13 protein-coding genes are annotated in these 17,677 nt (G+C 69.3%); 5 read left to right on the top strand and 8 right to left on the bottom strand.

Annotation, left to right across the window (positions count from 1 at the left end):
* Positions 1–25 precede the first annotated feature (25 nt).
* A complete protein-coding gene (locus ACGHX3_RS02725) occupies positions 26–358 on the top strand; it encodes a hypothetical protein (RefSeq protein ID WP_162337128.1) in 333 nt (110 codons plus the stop codon).
* Between the two features lie 21 nt (positions 359–379).
* Here the strand turns inward: ACGHX3_RS02725 and ACGHX3_RS02720 are convergent, their stop codons facing one another.
* The 3 genes from ACGHX3_RS02720 to ACGHX3_RS02710 all read right to left on the bottom strand — a co-directional run bounded on the left by ACGHX3_RS02720 (position 380) and on the right by ACGHX3_RS02710 (position 7,745).
* On the bottom strand, positions 380–3,355 hold the full coding sequence (locus ACGHX3_RS02720) for a two-component regulator propeller domain-containing protein (protein ID WP_394696318.1): 2,976 nt from the start codon (positions 3,353–3,355) through the stop codon (positions 380–382).
* A 75-nt stretch (positions 3,356–3,430) separates the two neighbouring features.
* Positions 3,431–6,601, bottom strand: a complete 3,171-nt coding sequence (locus tag ACGHX3_RS02715; RefSeq protein ID WP_394696317.1) for an efflux RND transporter permease subunit — start codon at positions 6,599–6,601, stop codon at positions 3,431–3,433.
* 4 nt (positions 6,602–6,605) lie between these two features.
* On the bottom strand, positions 6,606–7,745 hold the full coding sequence (locus ACGHX3_RS02710) for an efflux RND transporter periplasmic adaptor subunit (protein ID WP_213603242.1): 1,140 nt from the start codon (positions 7,743–7,745) through the stop codon (positions 6,606–6,608).
* Positions 7,746–7,824: 79 nt separating this feature from the next.
* On the opposite strand from ACGHX3_RS02710, the gene ACGHX3_RS02705 reads away from it, so the two are divergent.
* The 3 genes from ACGHX3_RS02705 to ACGHX3_RS02695 all read left to right on the top strand — a co-directional run bounded on the left by ACGHX3_RS02705 (position 7,825) and on the right by ACGHX3_RS02695 (position 10,669).
* Positions 7,825–8,496 (top strand): TetR/AcrR family transcriptional regulator, encoded by a 672-nt coding sequence (locus tag ACGHX3_RS02705; RefSeq protein WP_162337132.1) that lies wholly within the window; start codon positions 7,825–7,827, stop codon positions 8,494–8,496.
* Positions 8,497–8,643: 147 nt separating this feature from the next.
* Positions 8,644–9,300: a protein-L-isoaspartate O-methyltransferase gene (locus ACGHX3_RS02700; protein WP_213603246.1), complete on the top strand. Its 657-nt coding sequence runs from the start codon at positions 8,644–8,646 to the stop codon at positions 9,298–9,300.
* A gap of 22 nt (positions 9,301–9,322) precedes the next feature.
* Positions 9,323–10,669 (top strand): TolC family outer membrane protein, encoded by a 1,347-nt coding sequence (locus tag ACGHX3_RS02695; protein WP_394696316.1) that lies wholly within the window; start codon positions 9,323–9,325, stop codon positions 10,667–10,669.
* Positions 10,670–10,831: 162 nt separating this feature from the next.
* Here the strand turns inward: ACGHX3_RS02695 and ACGHX3_RS02690 are convergent, their stop codons facing one another.
* Positions 10,832–12,052, bottom strand: coding sequence for a CaiB/BaiF CoA transferase family protein (locus tag ACGHX3_RS02690; RefSeq protein WP_394696315.1), 1,221 nt, complete (start codon positions 12,050–12,052; stop codon positions 10,832–10,834).
* Positions 12,049–13,350: a lipid IV(A) 3-deoxy-D-manno-octulosonic acid transferase gene (gene waaA / locus ACGHX3_RS02685; RefSeq protein ID WP_394696314.1), complete on the bottom strand. Its 1,302-nt coding sequence runs from the start codon at positions 13,348–13,350 to the stop codon at positions 12,049–12,051. Before waaA ends, ACGHX3_RS02690 begins: the two co-directional genes overlap by 4 nt.
* Positions 13,351–13,389: 39 nt before the next feature.
* On the opposite strand from waaA, the gene lpxL reads away from it, so the two are divergent.
* Positions 13,390–14,322, top strand: coding sequence for an LpxL/LpxP family Kdo(2)-lipid IV(A) lauroyl/palmitoleoyl acyltransferase (lpxL, locus tag ACGHX3_RS02680; RefSeq protein WP_394696313.1), 933 nt, complete (start codon positions 13,390–13,392; stop codon positions 14,320–14,322).
* Here lpxL and ACGHX3_RS02675 read toward each other — a convergent pair.
* The 3 genes from ACGHX3_RS02675 to ACGHX3_RS02665 are packed head-to-tail and all read right to left on the bottom strand — an operon-like array spanning position 14,313 to position 17,641.
* Positions 14,313–15,218: a lysophospholipid acyltransferase family protein gene (locus tag ACGHX3_RS02675; protein WP_394696312.1), complete on the bottom strand. Its 906-nt coding sequence runs from the start codon at positions 15,216–15,218 to the stop codon at positions 14,313–14,315. The two genes, lpxL and ACGHX3_RS02675, sit on opposite strands and share 10 nt — an antisense overlap.
* Positions 15,208–16,530, bottom strand: a complete 1,323-nt coding sequence (locus ACGHX3_RS02670; RefSeq protein WP_394696311.1) for an O-antigen ligase family protein — start codon at positions 16,528–16,530, stop codon at positions 15,208–15,210. Before ACGHX3_RS02670 ends, ACGHX3_RS02675 begins: the two co-directional genes overlap by 11 nt.
* Positions 16,502–17,641: a glycosyltransferase gene (locus tag ACGHX3_RS02665; RefSeq protein ID WP_394696310.1), complete on the bottom strand. Its 1,140-nt coding sequence runs from the start codon at positions 17,639–17,641 to the stop codon at positions 16,502–16,504. Before ACGHX3_RS02665 ends, ACGHX3_RS02670 begins: the two co-directional genes overlap by 29 nt.
* Positions 17,642–17,677: the final 36 nt, after the last annotated feature.

The raw sequence follows: 17,677 nt of genomic DNA, 5'->3' as shown, positions 1-17,677 counted from the left end.
GGGATGCACGCACAGGAGCGGCACGATGCCCACGACACAGATCGAGAAGTACCACGTCATCTATTCGGCCAACACGTTCCGCCGCCGCATCGGCCTGATGGCCGGCGGCGCCTACATCGGCCAGCTGGTGTTCCATGCCAACGGCGCGGCCCTGCCCGCCGACGGCCTCAACGGCACGCAGCCGCAGTTGAACTACCACCTGGACGACTTCCAGAACTGCATCGACCTGCTGCGCAACGAGAAGCCGGTCTACCTGCTCTACAACGGCAGCGGCGGCGGTTTCGAGAACGCGCTGACGACCGATCCGGAAACCGTGGGCGAAGGCGAAGCCGGCGGACTCCGCTTCGTCGGACGCTGACCGCGTTACCACGCGGATGCGTCAGCTGGAGACCAGGCGGTTCCGCCCCTGCTGCTTGGCCTTGTACAGGCGCTCGTCCGCCACGCGCAGCAGGTCGCGCAGGTCCTGGCCGGCCTCCAGCTCCGCCACGCCGATGCTGACCGTGCAGCGCAGGGTATCGCCATCCGGCGTCTCGATGCCCGCACGGGCGATCCCCTCGCGCAGTGCCTCCAGGCGCGCGCGCGACGCCGACCTGGGCAACTGCTGGCACACCAGGAACTCCTCGCCGCCGTAGCGCGAGATCAGCACGCCCTCCACGCCGCCCGCCAGGTGTTCCGCCAGCGCGGCGATCTGCGACAGCACGTCGTCGCCGAAGGCGTGGCCGTATCGGTCGTTGACGGCCTTGAAATGGTCGATGTCGATCAGCGCGACGGACAACGGACGCCCTTCGCGACGGCTGACCTCCAGGGCTTCAGCGAGGAAGGCATCGCCGGCGCGCCGGTTAGCGAGCCGGGTCAGCGGATCGTGACGCGCCTGGTGGGCCAGTTGCTCCAGCAGCCGCGCGTTCGCCTCTCCCGCCTGCTCCAGCTGCGCGTTCTTGTCGCTCAGTTCCGACGTGCGCGCGTCCACCAGCGCTTCCAGCCGTCGCTGGCGATGACGTTGGCGACGCAACGCGAACAACAGCACGGCCCACCCCACCAGGCCCAGCAGCACGGCGTACAGGGCCAGCGCCCACGCCCGCAACCACCACGGCGAGGCCTTCTCGAACTCGACCGTCCGCGTCACCAGGTTTTCCGGCTTGCTCCAGTCCGCCGGCGCGTTCATCACCTGCACCTCGAAGCGCAGCTTGCCCGGCGGCAGGTTGGTGTAGACCGCATCGTGGGCGATGCCATTGTCGGTCTCGATCCAGCCACGATCGAATCCGACCATGCGGTAGCGGTAGCGCAGGCGCTCGGGCGCACGCTGGTTGAGGCCGGTGAAGCGGATCACCACGCGCCTCGTGTCCGCCGGCAGCACGTGGCGATCCTGCGGCGGCAGGAAACGCCCGTCCGCCTCGACCGACTCCACCACCAGCGTGATGCCCTGCGCGCGCTGTCGACGGGCATCGTCCGGATCGATCACGCCGATGCCGTTGGCCGTGGCGAACCACAGCTTGCCATCGCGCATCGGCCATCCCGCCGGCGAGGTGGCGCCGTTGGCCTGGCTGCTCGGCAGGCCATCGGCATGGGTGAAGGCCTCCACCGGCAAGCGGGCGAGGTGCCCGTTCTCCACCGCCGTCAGCGCCGCACGCGAGATCCGGAACACGCCGCGGTTGCTCGAGACCCAGAAGTCGCCGTTGTCGTCCTCCAGCAGCCGGAACAGCCGGTTGTTCGGCAGGCCCTGCCGGTGGTCGAACTGGACGAAGCGGCCGTCGTGCCAGTGCAGCAGGCCGCGGTCGGTGGCGATCCACAGGCTGCCGTCGGGGTCGGCCAGGAAATCGAACGCGGCCACCGCGGGAAACCCGGACATCGGCGACCACGCACGCAGCGTTCCGTCGCGACGCATCATTCCCATGCCGTTGCTGGTGCCGATCCAGAGCTCGCCCTGCGCGGTTTCGTGCAGCACATAGACGTTGCCGCTGGGCAATCCGTCCGCGGTCGTGTACGTCCGCAGGATGCGGCCGTCCCGGTACACGCTGACGCCTTCGTTGCTGCCGATCCACAACGAACCGTCCGACCGCTCCAGCAGCGCGCGGACGTGGTTCGACGGCAACCCCCCGGCCTCGTCGATGCGCCGCGGGCGTGCCTGCGGGCCTTCGCCAGCCGCGGGCAACCGGATGACGCCCTGGTCGTAGGTGCCGATCCAGAGACTGCCGTCGCGCGCGTTGGCCAGCGACAGCACAGAGGGATCGCCCTTGCCGTCGAACGCGAGCGGTATCGCGCGGGCCTGGCCACCCTGCCATGCGTCCACCCCCATCGGATGGCCGATCCACACGCCCTGTCCCGGCCGCTCGATGATGGCGCGGACATAGATGTCGCGCAGGCCGCTGCTGCGCGCCAGTCCGAACACCGGCCCGTCGGAGATGCGGTACAGGCCATTGGTGGTGCCCACCCACAGCAGCCCGTCGCGATCCTCGAACAGCGCCGGCGCCAGTCGCCCCATCAGGCCGTTGCGTTCGCCCAGCGTTTCGTACCGCCCCTGTGCGTAGCGTCGCAGGCCGTCGAGCGTGGAGATCCACAGGCTTCCGTGGCGGTCCTCCAGCATGGCTTCGACGCGCTCACCGGTGATCTGCATGGCGCGGCCCTGGTCGAGCCGCCAGGCGCCCGCGCCGCCACCGATCAGGATGCCGCCCCAGCGCGATGGCTGGATCGCCAGCACGGAGGTCTCGGGCAGTCCCGTCTCGCGACCCCACTCGCTGGCGCGGTCGTCGCGGATGCGGAACAAGCCATGCCGGTTGCCGACCAGCGCCTGTCCATCCGCCAGCGGCAGGACCGCCAGCACGCGCTCGTTCGCCAACCTCGGGTGCGTGCCGCCGATGTCACGCAGCCGTCCATCGCCGGCCATCCGGTAGAGGCTGTGGTCGGTCCCGATCCACAAGGCACCGTCCGGACCGAAACGCAGCACCGACACATCCGCCAGCGTGCCCGCCTCGCCCGGCAGTCGCTGCCAGCGCCCCTGGTGGAAGTGCAGCAGGCCCGGCCCCACGCGCCCCAGGCTGATCACCATGCCGCCCTTCGGGTCCCGCGCGATGGCACGCACGCCCTCGATTTCCAGCCCCTCGACCGTGCCAGCATCGAAAGCCGTGAAGCGGCGACCGTCGAAACGCGCCGCGCCTTCCCATGTGCCGATCCAGACATAGCCCTCGGCGTCCTGGCCGATCGTATGCACCAGGTTGTGCGGCAGCCCGTCCTCCATCGTCCACCGCGCGATGGTGTACTCGTCCACCTTGCGCGCAGGGTCCAGCGCCCACGCGGGCGCGCCGACGAGCAGGACCAGCAGACACAGGCCGTTGAGGAACAGGCGCCGCATGGCGGGCATGGCGTCCGGAGGGCTTCGACCCTCCCAGTATCGGCTGCGGCAGGGGGGTTCTTGAACCCCCCGCCGCACGGCGAACTATGACGCGGTGCGCTCTTCGGGCCTGACCTTGAACCATGCCGCGTACAGCGCCGGCAGGAAGAACAGCGTCAGCACGGTGGCGACCGTCAGCCCCCCCATGATGGCCACCGCCATCGGCCCGAAGAAGGCGCTGCGCGACAGCGGGATCATCGCCAGCACCGCCGCCAGCGCGGTCAGCACGATGGGACGGAAGCGACGCACGGTCGCGTCGATGATCGCGTGCCAGCGGTCGTGGCCCGCGCGGATGTCCTGGTCGATCTGGTCCACCAGGATCACCGAATTGCGCATGATCATGCCCGCCAGCGCGATGGTGCCGAGCATGGCGACGAAGCCGAACGGCACGCGGAACACCAGCAGCGCGAGCGTCACGCCGATCAGGCCGAGCGGCGCGGTCAGCAGCACCAGCGCCATCCGCGAGAAGCTGCGCAGCTGCAGCATCAGCAGGGTGGTCACCGCGAGCAGGAACAGCGGCATGCCGGCGGCGATCGACTTCTGCCCGCGCGCCGAGTCCTCGACCGTGCCCCCGGTTTCCAGCAGGTAGCCCTGTGGCAGCGTGTCGCGGATGCCGTCCAGCGTCGGCGAGATCTGCGCGACCACGGTCGGCGCGGTCACGGCGTCGGTGTTCAGGTCGGCGCGCACCGTCACCGTCGGCAGACGGTCGCGATGCCAGATGATGCCGTCCTCGAAGGCGTACTCCAGATTGGCGATCTGCGACAGCGGCACGCTGCCGCCATTGCTGGTCGGCACCGCCAGGCTGCCCAGCAGGTCCAGCCGCGTGCGCTCCTCTTCCGGCCCGCGCAGCAAGATCTCCACCAGTTCGTTGCCTTCGCGGTAGGTGCTGACGCTCAGGCCCGACAACGAGCCCGAGAGGAAGTGCGACACCTGCGAGGTGCTGACGCCGAGCGCGCGAGCGCGGTCCTGGTCGATCTGCAGCCGCACGATCTTGCTCGGTTCGCTCCAGTCCAGGTTGACGTTGGTGACGTGCGGATTGGCGCGCACCTTCTCCGCCATCTGCCGCGCAATGGCCTGCACGCGGTCGATGTGTTCGCCCGAGACGCGGAACTGGATCGGATAACCGACCGGCGGACCGTTCTCCAGCCGCGTCACGCGGAACTGCAGTTCGGGGAACTGCGGCGCCACCTCGTCGATCAGCCAGCGGCGAGTGGATTCGCGCGAGGCGGTGTCGGCGGTCAGCACCACGAACTGAGAGAAGTTCGCCTGCGGCAACTGCTGGTCGAGCGGCAGGTAGAACCGCGGCGAACCGGTCCCGATGTAGGCCACGTAGTTGAGGATGCCCTCGCGCCCGGCCAGCAGCTTCTCCAGCTTGCGCGCCTGCGCATCGGTGGATTTCAGCGAACTGCCCTCCGCCAGTTCCAGGTCCACCATCAGTTCGGGACGCACGGAATCCGGGAAGAACTGCTGCGGCACGAAACGGAACAGCGCGATGGACGCGACGAACGCCGCCACGGTCACGCCGATCACCAGCCAGCGGTGACGCAGGCAGACCGCCAGCCAGGCACGGAAGCGCGCATAGAACGGCGTGTGGTACGGATTGTGGTCGTGCGCATCGTGCGCCTTCGGTGCCAGGACGCCGGCGAACTGCGGCCAGCGATCCGCCAGTCCCACGCGGAACGCCTGCCAGCGCGCGGCCAGCGATCCCGGCTTCGGCGGCTGCGGGTTGCCGAGGTCGGGCAGCATCTTGTCGCCCAGGTACGGAATGAACAGCACCGCGGCGATCCACGACACCACCAGCGCGATGGTCACCACCTGGAACAGCGAACGCGTGTATTCGCCGGTGCTGGACGCGGCGGTCGCGATCGGCAGGAAGCCGGCCGCCGTCACCAGCGTGCCGGTGAGCATCGGGAACGCCGTCGACTCGTAGGCGAAGCTCGCCGCCTTCAACCGGTCGAAGCCCTGCTCCATCTTGATGGCCATCATTTCGACCGCGATGATCGCGTCGTCCACCAGCAGGCCCAGCGCCAGCACCAGCGCGCCCAGCGAGATCTTGTGCAGGCCGATGCCGAAGTAGTGCATCACCGCGAACGTCATCGCCAGCACCAGCGGGATCGACACCGCGACCACCAGCCCGGTGCGCATGCCCAGCGAGAAGAAGCTCACCAGCAGCACGATGATGACGGCCTCGGCCAGCACGCGGACGAATTCGCCCACCGACGCATCGACCGCCGCCGGCTGGTCGGACACCTTGCGCAATTCCATGCCCAGCGGCAGCGTCTTCTGCAGCCGGTGGAACTCGGCCTCCAGCGTCGAACCCAGCTTCAGGATGTCGCCGCCGTCCTTCATCGCCACCGCGATGCCGATGCCGGGCTGGCCCATGAAGCGCATCCGCGGCGCGGCGGGATCGGCGAAGCCGCGCTTGATCTCGGCGATGTCGCCCAGCTTGACGGTACGGCCGCCGGCGCGGATCGGGAACTCGCGGATCTCGTCGACCGAACCGAATTCGCCGCTCACGCGCAGTTGCACGCGATCGCTCGGGGTCTCGAAGAAGCCGGCCGGCGTCACCGCGTTCTGCTCCTCCAGCGCCTGCTGCACCGCGCCCAGCGGGATGCCCAGCGTGGCCAGCTTGGTATTGGACAGCTCGATCCAGATCTTCTCGTCCTGCAGGCCGACCAGTTCGACCTTGCCGACGTCGTCCACGCGCTGCAGTTCCAGCTGGATGCGGTCGGCGTAGTCCTTCATGACCGCGTAGTCGAACCCCTCGCCGGTCAGCGCATAGATATTCCCGAAGGTGTCGCCGAACTCGTCGTTGAAGAACGGGCCGATCACACCGCTCGGCAGCGTGGCGCGGATGTCGCCGACCTTCTTGCGGACCTGGTACCAGAGCTGCGGCATGTCGCGCGACTTCAAACTGTCGCGCGCAGCGAAGATCACCTGCGATTCGCCCGGCCGCGAATACGAGCGGATGTACTCGTAGTTGCCGGTGGTCATCAGCGCCTTTTCGATGCGCTCGGTGACCTGCTGCGAGACCTCTTCGGCGGTCGCGCCCGGCCACACCGTGCGCACCACCATCGCCTTGAAGGTGAACGGCGGATCCTCGGACTGGCCCAGGTGCTTGTAGGACCACGCGCCGATGATGCCCAGCAGGATCATCAGGAACAGCACGAGGCTGCGGTTGGTCAGCGCCCACTCGGAAAGGTTGAAGCGGCGCATGCGGTTACTCCGAGCGCGAGGCGACGTTGGCGGTACCACCGGCCGCGCTCGGCTTCAGCGGACGGTTGCTGCGGTCCACCGGCGCGACGACCTGCCCGTCGCGCAACAGATGGCCACCGGCCGCCACCACCCAGTCGCCGGCCTTCACGCCGCTCTGCACGGGGACCGACGCTTCGCCATAGGGACCGAGCTGCACGGCCTGCGCGCGCACCTTGCCGCTCGCGGGATCGACCACCCACACCGTCGTCTTGCCATCGTCGCCACGCTGGATGGCCGACAGCGGAAGCTTCAGCGATGCCTTGCTGCCGTTCTCCTGCACATAGACGCGGGCACTCTGGCCCAGCTCGACCTGCTGCTGCGCCTCGCCCACCAGGCTGACGCGCGCAGCGTAGGTGCGCGTCTGCGCATCCGCCGCCGGTGCGATCTCGCGGATGGTGCCGGGCAGTCGCTGGCCGGGCGCATTCCACAACTCGATCACCACCGGCTGGCCGACGCTGAACTGGCGGATGCGGTTCTCCGGCAGGCCGATCGCGACCTCGCGACCTCCATCGGCGGCCAGCGTGAAGACGGTCTGCCCCGCGGCGACCACCTGGCCCGCTTCGGCCTGCCGGCTGGCGATGACGCCGTCGCGCGGTGCGCGCAGCTGCGAATAGCCTTCCTGGTTGCGCATCACGTCCATCTGCGCGCGTGCGGCGCGCGCCTGTCCTTCGGCCGCCTTGTAGGCTGCGACCTGCCCGTCGTACGCGGACTGGCTGATCAGCTTGTCGCCGACCAGCTTCGCGTAGCGGTCGCGGTCGCCGCGCGCGCGGACCAGATCGGCTTCGGCGGCAGCCAGCTGCGCCTGCGCGGCCTGTGCCTGCAAGGCGAAGTCGCCAGCGTCGAGCAACGCCAGCACTTCGCCCTTCTGCACGCGTGCGCCGGCATCCACGTTGCGACGGACCAGGTTGCCGCCGACGCGGAACGACAGCGGGCTTTCTTCGCGGGCGCGCACCTCGCCGGCATAGGCCGACAGCGCCGCGTCGGCACCACCGCCGGGCTGCACCACCAGGGCCGGCCGCGGCGTTTCCGCGGGCTGCTCCGCGCTGCAGGCGGCCAGGCCGACCAGCACCATTCCGAACACTCCGTTCCAGCGCGTCTGGCGCATTGACCGCTCCGTTTCGATTTCAATTAGTAGACTTGGCGGTATAGTATAAATATCGAACCGAGTAGTCTAGTATTGCGTCATGGTCAGCCCACGCTCTTCCGCCAGCCGCTCCAAAGCCCCCTCCAAGCCCGCCGCCAGCGGTCCCGGCCGCCCCAAGGACCTGGGCAAGCGCGCCGCCATCCTCGACGCCGCCAAGCACCTGTTCGCGCGCGAGGGGTTCAACGGCGTCAGCATGGACCAGATCGCCGCCGAAGCCGGCGTGTCGAAGCTGACGGTGTACAGCCACTTCGGCGACAAGGACGCCCTGTTCGCCGCGGCCGTGCAGGCCAAGTGCGAGGAAATGCTGCCGGACACGCTGTTCGAGCTCGAACTGACCGGCGGCCTGCGCGACCAGCTGAAGGCGATCGCGCAGGCGTTCTTCGCGCTGGTCACCAGCGAAGAGGCCATCAGCACGCACCGCATGATGATGGTCCCCGGCAACATCGACGACAAACTCAAGCAGACCTTCTGGGAAGCCGGCCCGCAGCGCACGCACGACGCCTTCGCGGCGATGCTGCAGGCGCTGGTAAGCAAGGGCGAGCTGGACATCCCCGACGTGGCGACGGCGTCCGCGCAGTTCTTCACCCTGATCAAGGGCGAGGTGCACGCGCGCATGACCTGCGGCCTGTGCAGCCGGCCCGGTCCGGTCGATGCCCGCCAGCACGTCGATGCCACGGTGGACATGTTCCTGAGGGCGTATGGCCGCCGCTGAAACTGAAGCGCAGCCCCGGGCGACGGAGGTTGCGGTGACTTCCGGCACTGCGCCGGCTGGCGCAGGTACCCCGATCCTTGCCCAGCGCGGACGGGGCCAGCCCGGTAAAATGCCCGGCCCAGCCCTCCGCGTCGGATGACCACCCCCATGACGATCAACTACACCCAGGCCCGCGAAAACATGGTCGAGCAGCAGGTACGTCCCTGGGACGTGCTGGATGCGCGCGTGCTGGAAACGCTGGCCACGCTGCCGCGCGAGGCCTTCGTCGCCGAATCGCACCGCGCGCTGGCGTACGCGGACCTGGAGCTGCCGCTGGGCCATGGCCAGTCGATGGCCAAGCCCGTCATCGAAGGCCGCACCCTGCAGGCGCTGAAGCCGCAGGCGGACGAGGACGTGCTGGAGATCGGTACCGGCAGCGGCTACCTGACCGCCTGCCTGGCACACCTGGCGCGTGAAGTGGTCAGTCTGGAGATCCACCCCGAACTCGCCGACGCCGCGCGCGCGCGCCTCGATGCGGCCGGCCTGGGCAGCAACGTGCGCATCGACGCCGTGGACGCACTCTCGTGGGAAACAGACCGTCGCTTCGACGTGATCTGCGTGACCGGCGCCGTCGCTACCCTGCCGCCGCGCTTCCTGCAGTGGCTGCGCCCGGGTGGCCGCCTGTTCGTCGTGCAGGGCGTGTCGCCGGTGATGGAAGCCGTACTGCACGTGGCCGATGTCAACGGCACCCGCATCGAATCGTTGTTCGAAACCGACCTCCCCTATCTGGTCGGCGCCGCACCGGCGCCCCAGTTCGTCTTCTGAAGAAATACAAAAAGGAATCCGCATGAGCCGTCGCCCCCTCGTACTCGCGCTCGCCCTGGCCCTGCCGTTCGCGGCCAACGCCACCGACCTGATGCAGACCTATGAGCTGGCGCGCACCGGCGACCCAACCCTGTCGATCGCGGAATCGACCCGCCTGATCGACAAGGAAGGCGCCGTGCAGGCGCGTGCGGCCCTGCTGCCGCAGATCAGCGGCAGCGCAGGCTACGAACTGACCCACAGCAGCCGTCCGGGCGATCCGACCGGCGACGGCAAGAGCCGCACCTACGGCGCCTCGGTCAGCCAGACGATCTTCGACTGGAGCCGCATCGCCAACCTGCGGGGCCAGCGCGCCATCAGCCAGGCGGCCGACTACGATCTGGCCTCGGCGAACAACCTGCTGATTACGCGTACCTCCGCCGCGTACTTCAACGTGCTGATCGGCATCGAGTCACTGGCTGCCGCTGAGACCAACGAGGCCGCATCGAAGAAGCAGTTCGATTACGCGCAGAAGCGCCTGGACGTGGGCCTGGCCCCGATCACCGATGTGCACGAAGCACGCGCCCAGTACGACAGTGCGCGCGCCAACACCATCCTGGCCCGCAACGCGTTGGACGACAGCTATCGCGCCCTCGCCGAGATCACCGGCCAGCCGATCAGCGGCCTGAAGGGCCTGCCGGACGACTTCCGTCCGGAACTGCCGCCGGAACAGAACGCGCAGTCGTGGGTCGACCGTGCGCTGGAGCAGAATCCAGACCTGAAGTCCGCCGAGTACGTGCTGGAGTCGGCGCAGCATGGCGTGTCGAGCGCGCGTGCCGGCCACTACCCCACGCTGAATTTCCGCGGCGGCTATTCGAACGGCACCGACTGGGACAGCGTGCCCGGCACGCTCTCGCGTGATGGCGAGGGCTACAACTGGGGCGTGACGCTGACCGTGCCGATCTTCTCCGGCGGCGCCACCCAGTCCGGCGTGCGCCAGGCACTGGCCCAGCGCGACCGTGCCGCCGATGGCCTCGAGCAGACCCGTCGTGCGCTGGTGCGCAACACCAGCAACGCCTACCAGGCGCTGGTCGCAGGTGTGACCGAAGTGGAAGCCCGTCGCTTGGCGGTGGTCTCCGCGCAGAGCGCGCTGGATGCCTCGCAGGTCGGCCTGGAAGTCGGTACCCGCACCGTGCTGGACGTGCTGCAGAACCAGCGCACGCTGTTCCAGGCGCAGGTCGAGTACGCACAGGCGCGCTACAACTTCCTGCAGAACCGCCTGCTGCTGGAACAGGCCGCCGGCACGCTGGACGGCGCCGACGTGCAGGACGTCAACCGCCTGCTGACCGCCGACGCCGAGTCGCGCCTCTCGTCGCAGCCCGTTTCGCAGTAACCCCTCGCGTTCTTCGCGATCCGACGGCGGGCTTAGGCCCGCCGTTGTCGTTTGGGGTGCCAAGCTGTCGTGGGAGCGACGTCAGTCGCGAAGCAAGCGCCGCATGCCGCCCAAGAGCTCGCGACTCACGTCGCTCCCACGGCCAACTCTCCCACTTCCGGTTCAGATCGCGCCACGTGCACGCAGCGCCGCGATCTCCGCATCGTCGTAGCCCGCCTCGCGCAACACCTCGTCGGTATGCTGTCCGAGCAGCGGCGGCGCATGCCGCAGATCGACCGGTGTCGCCGACAGCTTCAGTGGGCTCGCGACCAGTGGCACTGCACCGGCATGCGGGTGTTCGACGTGCGCGACCATGCCGCGTGCCAGCACCTGCGGATCGGCGAACACATCGGCGATGTCGTTGACCGGCCCGCAGGGAATGCCTGCTGCTTCCAGCGACGCCAGCCACCTTTGCCGGTCATGCGAACGGAAGGCCGACTGCAACATCGGCACCAGCACATCGCGATGGCGCACGCGTCCCGCATTCGTCGCGAAACGCACGTCGCCGGCCAGCGTTGGGTCGCCCAGCAGTTCGCACAGCCGCGCGAACTGCCGATCATTGCCGACCGCCACGATGAGGTGGCCGTCGGCCACGGCGAAGACCTGGTACGGCACGATGTTGGCGTGCGCATTGCCCTGCCGCGGCGGCACGTCACCGCCGACCAGGTAGTGGCTGCCCAGATTGGCCAGCATCGCGACCTGCGCATCGAGCAGGGCCATGTCGATCACCTGTCCTTCGCCGGTCGCATCGCGGTGACGCAGCGCCGCGAGAATGGCCACCGTCGCGTACATTCCAGTGAACAAGTCCGCCACCGCGACACCGACCTTCTGCGGCTCGCCATCGGCGGCACCGGTGACGCTCATCAGGCCACCGAGTCCCTGGATGGCGAAGTCGTAGCCGGCGCGCTGCGCGTAAGGACCCTGCTGGCCGAAGCCGGTGATCGAGCAGTACACCAGTCGTGGATTGGACGCACGTAGTACCTCGGCATCCAGGCCGTGGCGCGCCATGTCGCCGACCTTGAAGTTCTCCACCAGCACGTCACTGTGCAGCGCAAGCCGGCGGATGACGGCCTGTCCCTCTTCGGTGGCGATGTCGACGGTCAGCGAACGCTTGTTGCGGTTCGCGCACAGGTAGTACGCAGACTCCGTGGTCTCGTTTCCTTCTGCATCCCGCAGGAACGGCGGCCCCCAGCCGCGGGTGTCGTCGCCGCTGCCGGGACGTTCCACCTTGATGACCTCGGCACCCAGGTCGGCCAGCGTCTGCGTGCACCATGGTCCGGCAAGCACGCGCGTCAGGTCCAGCACGCGCACGCCGGCCAGCGCGTGCGGCGTGGCCGCGCTCATGCCACCGGTGCCGGCAGGTGCGGCGCGATCATCACCAGCGTACGCGCCAGCGCGCCGCGTCCGTGTTCGACCAGCGCCCGGCCCCGCTCCGCCATGCCGCGGCGGCGGGCGTCGTCGGCGAGCAGGGCGTCGATCGCCTCCGCCACGCCCTGGGCATCGGGCACGATCACCAACGCGTCGGCCTCCTTGAGGCGGCGCGAAATCTCGCTGAAGTTGTGCAGGTGCGGCCCGGTGACCGCCGGCGTTCCCACTGCCGCGGGCTCCAGCATGTTGTGGCCGCCGATGGCCTGCAGGCTGCCACCGATGAAGGCGACGTCCGCGCACGCGTAGAACGCCATCAGTTCGCCCAGCGTGTCCAGCACGAAGACATCGTCGCCGGCGGACGGCCAGCGGTCCTCGCGCCGCGTGCCGACCTTCCAGCCGGCCTCGCTCGCCGCCTCCGCCACGCGTGGAAAGCGTTCCGGATGTCGCGGCGCCCACAGCAGCAGCAGGTCCGGCCAGCGCTGGCGCAGCCGCGCGTGGATGGCGAGGACGGGGGCCTCTTCGTCCTCGTGCGTGCTGGCGGCGATCCAGACCGGCCGGCCGCTCGACAGATGCTGCCGGAAGCCGGCGACCACCTCGCCCACGTTGGCCGGCACGGGAATGTCGAACTTGAGGTTGCCGACATCGCGCACCTGTCCGGGCAACGCGCCCAGCTGCACGAAGCGCGCGGCGTCGTCGCCGGATTGCGCCGCCACCTTGCGCACCGTGCGCAGCGTGCGCGCGATCAGTGGCCGCAACACGCTGTAGCCACGCAGCGAACGCGCGGACAGCCGCGCGTTGAGGATGTACAGCGGCACCTTGCGATCGTGGCAACCGAACAGCAGGCTGGGCCAGAGTTCGGTTTCCATGATCAGCGCCAGGCGCGGCGGAAAATGCCGCAGGAAGCGCGACACGGCACCGGGCAGGTCGTAGGGGGAATACACGTGCAGCACGCGCCCGCCCCACAGCGTCTGCACGCGCTGCGATCCGGTCGGCGTGATGGTGGTGATGAGCAGGCGCAGGCCACGATGCCGCTTCAGCAGCGCGTCGACCACCGGCGCGGCGGCGTTGACCTCGCCCACCGACACCGCATGCAGCCACACGTCGACCGCCCCGCCCGGAGCATCGTAGTTGCCATAGCGCTCGTTCCAGCGCTGGAAATACTCCGGATAGCGGAAGCCGCGCCAGATCAGGTGGTAGAGGGTGACCGGCGTCAGCACGTACAGCACCGCCGAGTACAGGGCGCGCAGCAGGCGTTCGGCGGTACGGTTCGACATGGGCGACAAGGATACCCGGGCGCGCCGCTACAATGGGTCATGGCCGAATCCGAGAAGCGATCCTCCGACGCCGGCGAGCGTCCTCCGATGGGCCCACGGCAGTGGCCGTCCTGGCTGGGCATCGGACTGGCATGGCTGGCCGCCCGCGTGCCGTGGGTCCTGCAGCGCCCGATCGGCCGCGCCGTCGGTGCGCTGCTGTACCTCGTGCTGCGCGATCGCCGGCATGTGGCCCGGCGCAATATCGCGCTGTGCTTTCCCGAGCTGGATGCGCAACGGCAGGAAGCGCTGGCGCGCGCCAGCTTCGGCGAGCTCGGCATCGGCCTGTTCGAATTCGCGCGCGCGTGGTGGGGCAGCGTCGACCCGATGCGGAAGGGCCTGCAGGTCGAAGGGCTCGAACACCTGGCCGCGGCGCGCGCAGGCGGACGTGGCGTGATCGTGGTGTCGGGCCACTTCACCACGCTGGAGATCTCGGCGCGCCTGATGTGCGACTACGCACCGCTGGCCGGCATGTACCGCCCGCACAACCAGGGCGCGATGGAGTGGGCGGTCAAGCGCGGACGGCTCCGCTACGCCACCGCGATGTTCACGCGTGAGGAACTGCGTCCCGCGCTGAAACACCTCAAGCAGGGCGGCCTGCTGTGGTTCGCGCCCGACCAGGACACGCGCCGCGGCGACAGCGTGTTCGTCCCGTTCTTCGGCCACCCCGCCTACAGCCTGACCTCGACGCACCAGTTGGCGCGGCTGTCCGGTGCGGCGGTGATCGCCTTCGCGCACGTGCGCCGCGAAGACGGCGGGTACACGCTGACACTGTCGCCCGCGTTCGAGGACTTCCCCTCGACCGATGCCACCGCCGACACCGCGCGCGTGATCGCGGCGATCGAGGCGATGGTGCGGCAGGCGCCCACCCAGTACCTGTGGATCCACCGGCGCTTCAAACGCCAGCCAGACGGCCGTGGCGAACTCTACCGGTAGAGCTCCGGCTCGCCCGGCGGGCGTGTCTTGAATCGCCGGTGCACCCACAGATACTGCTCGGGATGCTGGCGGACGACGGTTTCCAACTCCGCCATGTAACGCGCCGCATCCTGCGCCGGATCGCCGCTCGGCCATCCGCTCCACGTCGGCTCCACGCGTAGCTGGTAGCGTCCGTCGGCATCGCGATGGAACCAGAACGGCAGCACCACCGCGTTGCCGCGGCGCGCCAGGTCGGGCGTGGCGGTCAGGGTGGCCGCCGGCACGCCGAAGAACGGCACGAAGGCGTTCTGGTAGTTGAAATCCTGGTCGGCCGAGTACGCCACGATGCCGCCGCGCGACAGCGTGCGCAGCAGGCCGCGGACATCCTTCTTGGCGATGACGTCGGCGAACACGCGCCGGCGTGCGCTATCCATCCATCGCTCGATGCAGGGGTCGTTGTTGCGCCGCGCGACGATGCTCACGCGTTCGCCCAGCGCCTCGCCCAGCAGACGGGCGCACAGCTCCGAATGCGGGATGTGCCCGCCGAACAGCAGGATGCCGCGCCCTTGCGCCTGCGCGGCACGGACGTGCTCGAGCCCCTGCACGTCGGCAAGCCCGCGCAGGACGCGCGCAGGCGCGTACCAGCCGCGGATCAGTTCGAACACGCCGGTCACCGTCGCACGCACGGTGTCGCGCAGCAGGCGCATGCGGGCGCGTTCGTCCAGTGCGGGAAAACACAGCGCAAGGTTGGCCGCCGCGTGGCGCCGGCGCTTGGCGAGCAGCGGCCACAGCAACCACGTCGCCACGCTGCCGAGGCTCAGCAACCAGGGTTGCGGCAGTCGCGCGATACCAGCCGCCAGCAGATTGGCGGGCGCCACGAACCAGCAACGCACGCCACGCGCGCGCTCACTCGTCATCGCGCGCCAGCAGGCTGCCCGCATACAGCGCCGCCAGCATCAGCGTGAGCCCGCCCCAGAAGGTGGAATAGAACGCGAGGTGCGTGTTCAACGGAAACACCGTCACCGCCAGCGCCAGCATCGCCGGGCGGGCGCGCTCCTTCGCCTGCGGCGTGGCGTAGCGCCATGCGCGTATCGCCAGCGCCGCGCCGGCCAGCCACAGCAGCAGGCCGATGATGCCGGTCTCGCTGAGTATTTCGAGAACGATCTGGTGGGCGTGGAATGCCGGGCCCTGGCCCCAGGCGGGGCGCCCTTCAGCGTTCGCATCGCACTCCGGGAAGGCTTCACGGAAACCGCGCGCGCCGACACCATTGATCGGATGGCGCGCGATCATGCAGCCCGCCGCGGACCAGATCTGCCCGCGGCCCGACAGCGCCGTATCCACGCCAGACTCGTCGGCGGTCAGCGCTTGCGTGGTCAACAGCATGCGCTCACGCACCTGCGGCGATACCAGCGTCAGCCCTGCCAGCAACACCGCACCGAACGCGAACACACCCAGCACGCGCTTCCAGCCGAGCAGCTTCCAGCCAGACAGAACCAGTACCAGCGCATAGGTGATCCAGGCGGCGCGCGCGCCCGCCAGCAGCACGACGACGCCGATGGCGGCGGACGCCAGCAACCAGCCCGCCACCTGCATGCGGCGCGCCGCAGCGAACAGCAGGAACGGCGACAGGCTGGCCATCACCACGCCGAGCTTGCGGTTGCACGGACCAAGAAAGCCGCTGAGCCGGTCGATCCCCGCCATCTGCTCGGGCGTGCACATCGGCCGTCCACTGATCAGCTGCTTCAGCTGGTCCAGCCCCCAGAACAGCGGACTGGTGCCGAACACCACCTGCGCCAGCGCATCCAGCGTCCAGATCGCCACGATGACCGCAAGCCCCTTGAACGTCGTGCGTCTGGCGTGCGCATTCGCCACCGCCGCCGCCACCAGCCACAGGAACGGCAGGTAGCGCAGGTCCACCGCCGCCTCGCGCAGCGCGCGCGGCATGTCGACGGCATCGATCGCCGAGATCGCCTGCGGCAACCAGTACGCCGCGAACAACGCACTCGTGAGCGCCCATGCACCACCGCTCAACAGCCGCGTGCCGCCGCGGAAGCGGCCGAGCAGCAGGCGGACGATGGCCGCCAGCGCACCCAGCACCATGACGCCTTCGGCGTAACCCGGTGCCGGCCACAACGCGACGAACGTCAGCACCCATGCGGGTGCCCAGCGCCAGCCGTGCGTGTCGCGTGGACGCGGCGTATCAGGAATCGATGGCGAGTCGGCGGTCATCGGCAAGATCGTGGTAGAGGGCGAGCGTGGCGTCCTGCATCGCTCGCAGGGTGTAGGCCGCCATCGTAGCCAATGGCGGCGGTGGATGGGCGAGGACGTCCTGCACCGTGTCGAGCAGCACGCCTTCGTCGAACGCCGGCACGGCGCCGCGCGGCTGCAGTCCGGCCAGCAGTTCGCCGACGCCACCGTGCGCCCAGCCCACGACCGGACGTCCCACCGAGAACGCCTCGATCACCGTGCGACCGAAGGCTTCGGGCTTGCGCGACAGCTGCAGCACCAGGTCGCTGGCGGCATAGGCACGGGCGATTTCCGTCGTCGGCGGCGTGATGGCGAGCGCATCGGCGAACCGGCCGAGCTGCGCTTCCGTTTCCAGCTCGACCACGTACTGCTCGCGACCGCGTTCCCGGGCGCCGGGCATCCACAGGCGGGCATCCACGCCGCGGTCGCGCAGGTTGCCCAACAACGCGAGCGCCTCACGGTGCCCCTTCAGGCGCGTGCCACGTCCCGGCAACACCAACAGCGGACCATCGCCCGCCAGCGCGGGATGCTGCGCTGCTGCCCATGCACGCGCCTCGGCATCGGGGTGCGCGGCGCGCGGGAACTGCGCCGGATCGATGCCGCGGGGGATCACCACCAGCTTGCCGGGATCCGTTCGTGGATAGTGCTGAAGCAGGTAACGGCGCACCGTGTCGGACACGCAGATCACGCGTTCGCCATAGGTCATCACCGCACTGTAGCGGCCCGGCGAATTCAACCCGTGCATGGTGGTGACGAAGCGCGGCCGCGATGCCGACGGCATGCTGCGCACCGCCCATAGACCGATCCAGGCCGGCAGGCGTGAACGCGCGTGCACGATATCGGCGCCGACATCGGCGAACAACTGCCGCAATGCGCCGGCATGGCGCAACGTCAGCAACGACTTGCGGCCGATGTCGAGGGTGACGTGCTCGACGCCGATGGCGCGCAGCGCGGACTCCAGCCGGCCACCCGCGGACACGACCACGGCACGATGGCCGGCGCGCACCAGCGCGTCGGCGATCTCGAGGGTGGAGCGTTCGACACCGCCGGACTCCAGCGCCGGCAGCAGCTGGACGACGGTCAGGCGGCGCATGGGCGATGGGCCGCGCGCGGGGCCCGCATCAGCCGG

This window comes from Pseudoxanthomonas japonensis, assembly GCF_043632995.1.
GTDB lineage: Bacteria > Pseudomonadota > Gammaproteobacteria > Xanthomonadales > Xanthomonadaceae > Pseudoxanthomonas_A > Pseudoxanthomonas_A japonensis.
The sequence above is the reverse complement of the archived record's forward strand: the minus strand, read 5'-3'. Positions and strand labels throughout refer to the sequence as shown.

Coding starts and splice junctions, on each gene's coding strand:
- ACGHX3_RS02725 (WP_162337128.1), top strand. CDS start 26: ATGCCCACGACACAGATCGAGAAGTACCACGTCATCTATTCGGCCAAC.
- ACGHX3_RS02720 (WP_394696318.1), bottom strand. CDS start 3,355: ATGCCCGCCATGCGGCGCCTGTTCCTCAACGGCCTGTGTCTGCTGGTC.
- ACGHX3_RS02715 (WP_394696317.1), bottom strand. CDS start 6,601: ATGCGCCGCTTCAACCTTTCCGAGTGGGCGCTGACCAACCGCAGCCTC.
- ACGHX3_RS02710 (WP_213603242.1), bottom strand. CDS start 7,745: ATGCGCCAGACGCGCTGGAACGGAGTGTTCGGAATGGTGCTGGTCGGC.
- ACGHX3_RS02705 (WP_162337132.1), top strand. CDS start 7,825: ATGGTCAGCCCACGCTCTTCCGCCAGCCGCTCCAAAGCCCCCTCCAAG.
- ACGHX3_RS02700 (WP_213603246.1), top strand. CDS start 8,644: ATGACGATCAACTACACCCAGGCCCGCGAAAACATGGTCGAGCAGCAG.
- ACGHX3_RS02695 (WP_394696316.1), top strand. CDS start 9,323: ATGAGCCGTCGCCCCCTCGTACTCGCGCTCGCCCTGGCCCTGCCGTTC.
- ACGHX3_RS02690 (WP_394696315.1), bottom strand. CDS start 12,052: ATGAGCGCGGCCACGCCGCACGCGCTGGCCGGCGTGCGCGTGCTGGAC.
- waaA (WP_394696314.1), bottom strand. CDS start 13,350: ATGTCGAACCGTACCGCCGAACGCCTGCTGCGCGCCCTGTACTCGGCG.
- lpxL (WP_394696313.1), top strand. CDS start 13,390: ATGGCCGAATCCGAGAAGCGATCCTCCGACGCCGGCGAGCGTCCTCCG.
- ACGHX3_RS02675 (WP_394696312.1), bottom strand. CDS start 15,218: ATGACGAGTGAGCGCGCGCGTGGCGTGCGTTGCTGGTTCGTGGCGCCC.
- ACGHX3_RS02670 (WP_394696311.1), bottom strand. CDS start 16,530: ATGACCGCCGACTCGCCATCGATTCCTGATACGCCGCGTCCACGCGAC.
- ACGHX3_RS02665 (WP_394696310.1), bottom strand. CDS start 17,641: ATGCGCCGCCTGACCGTCGTCCAGCTGCTGCCGGCGCTGGAGTCCGGC.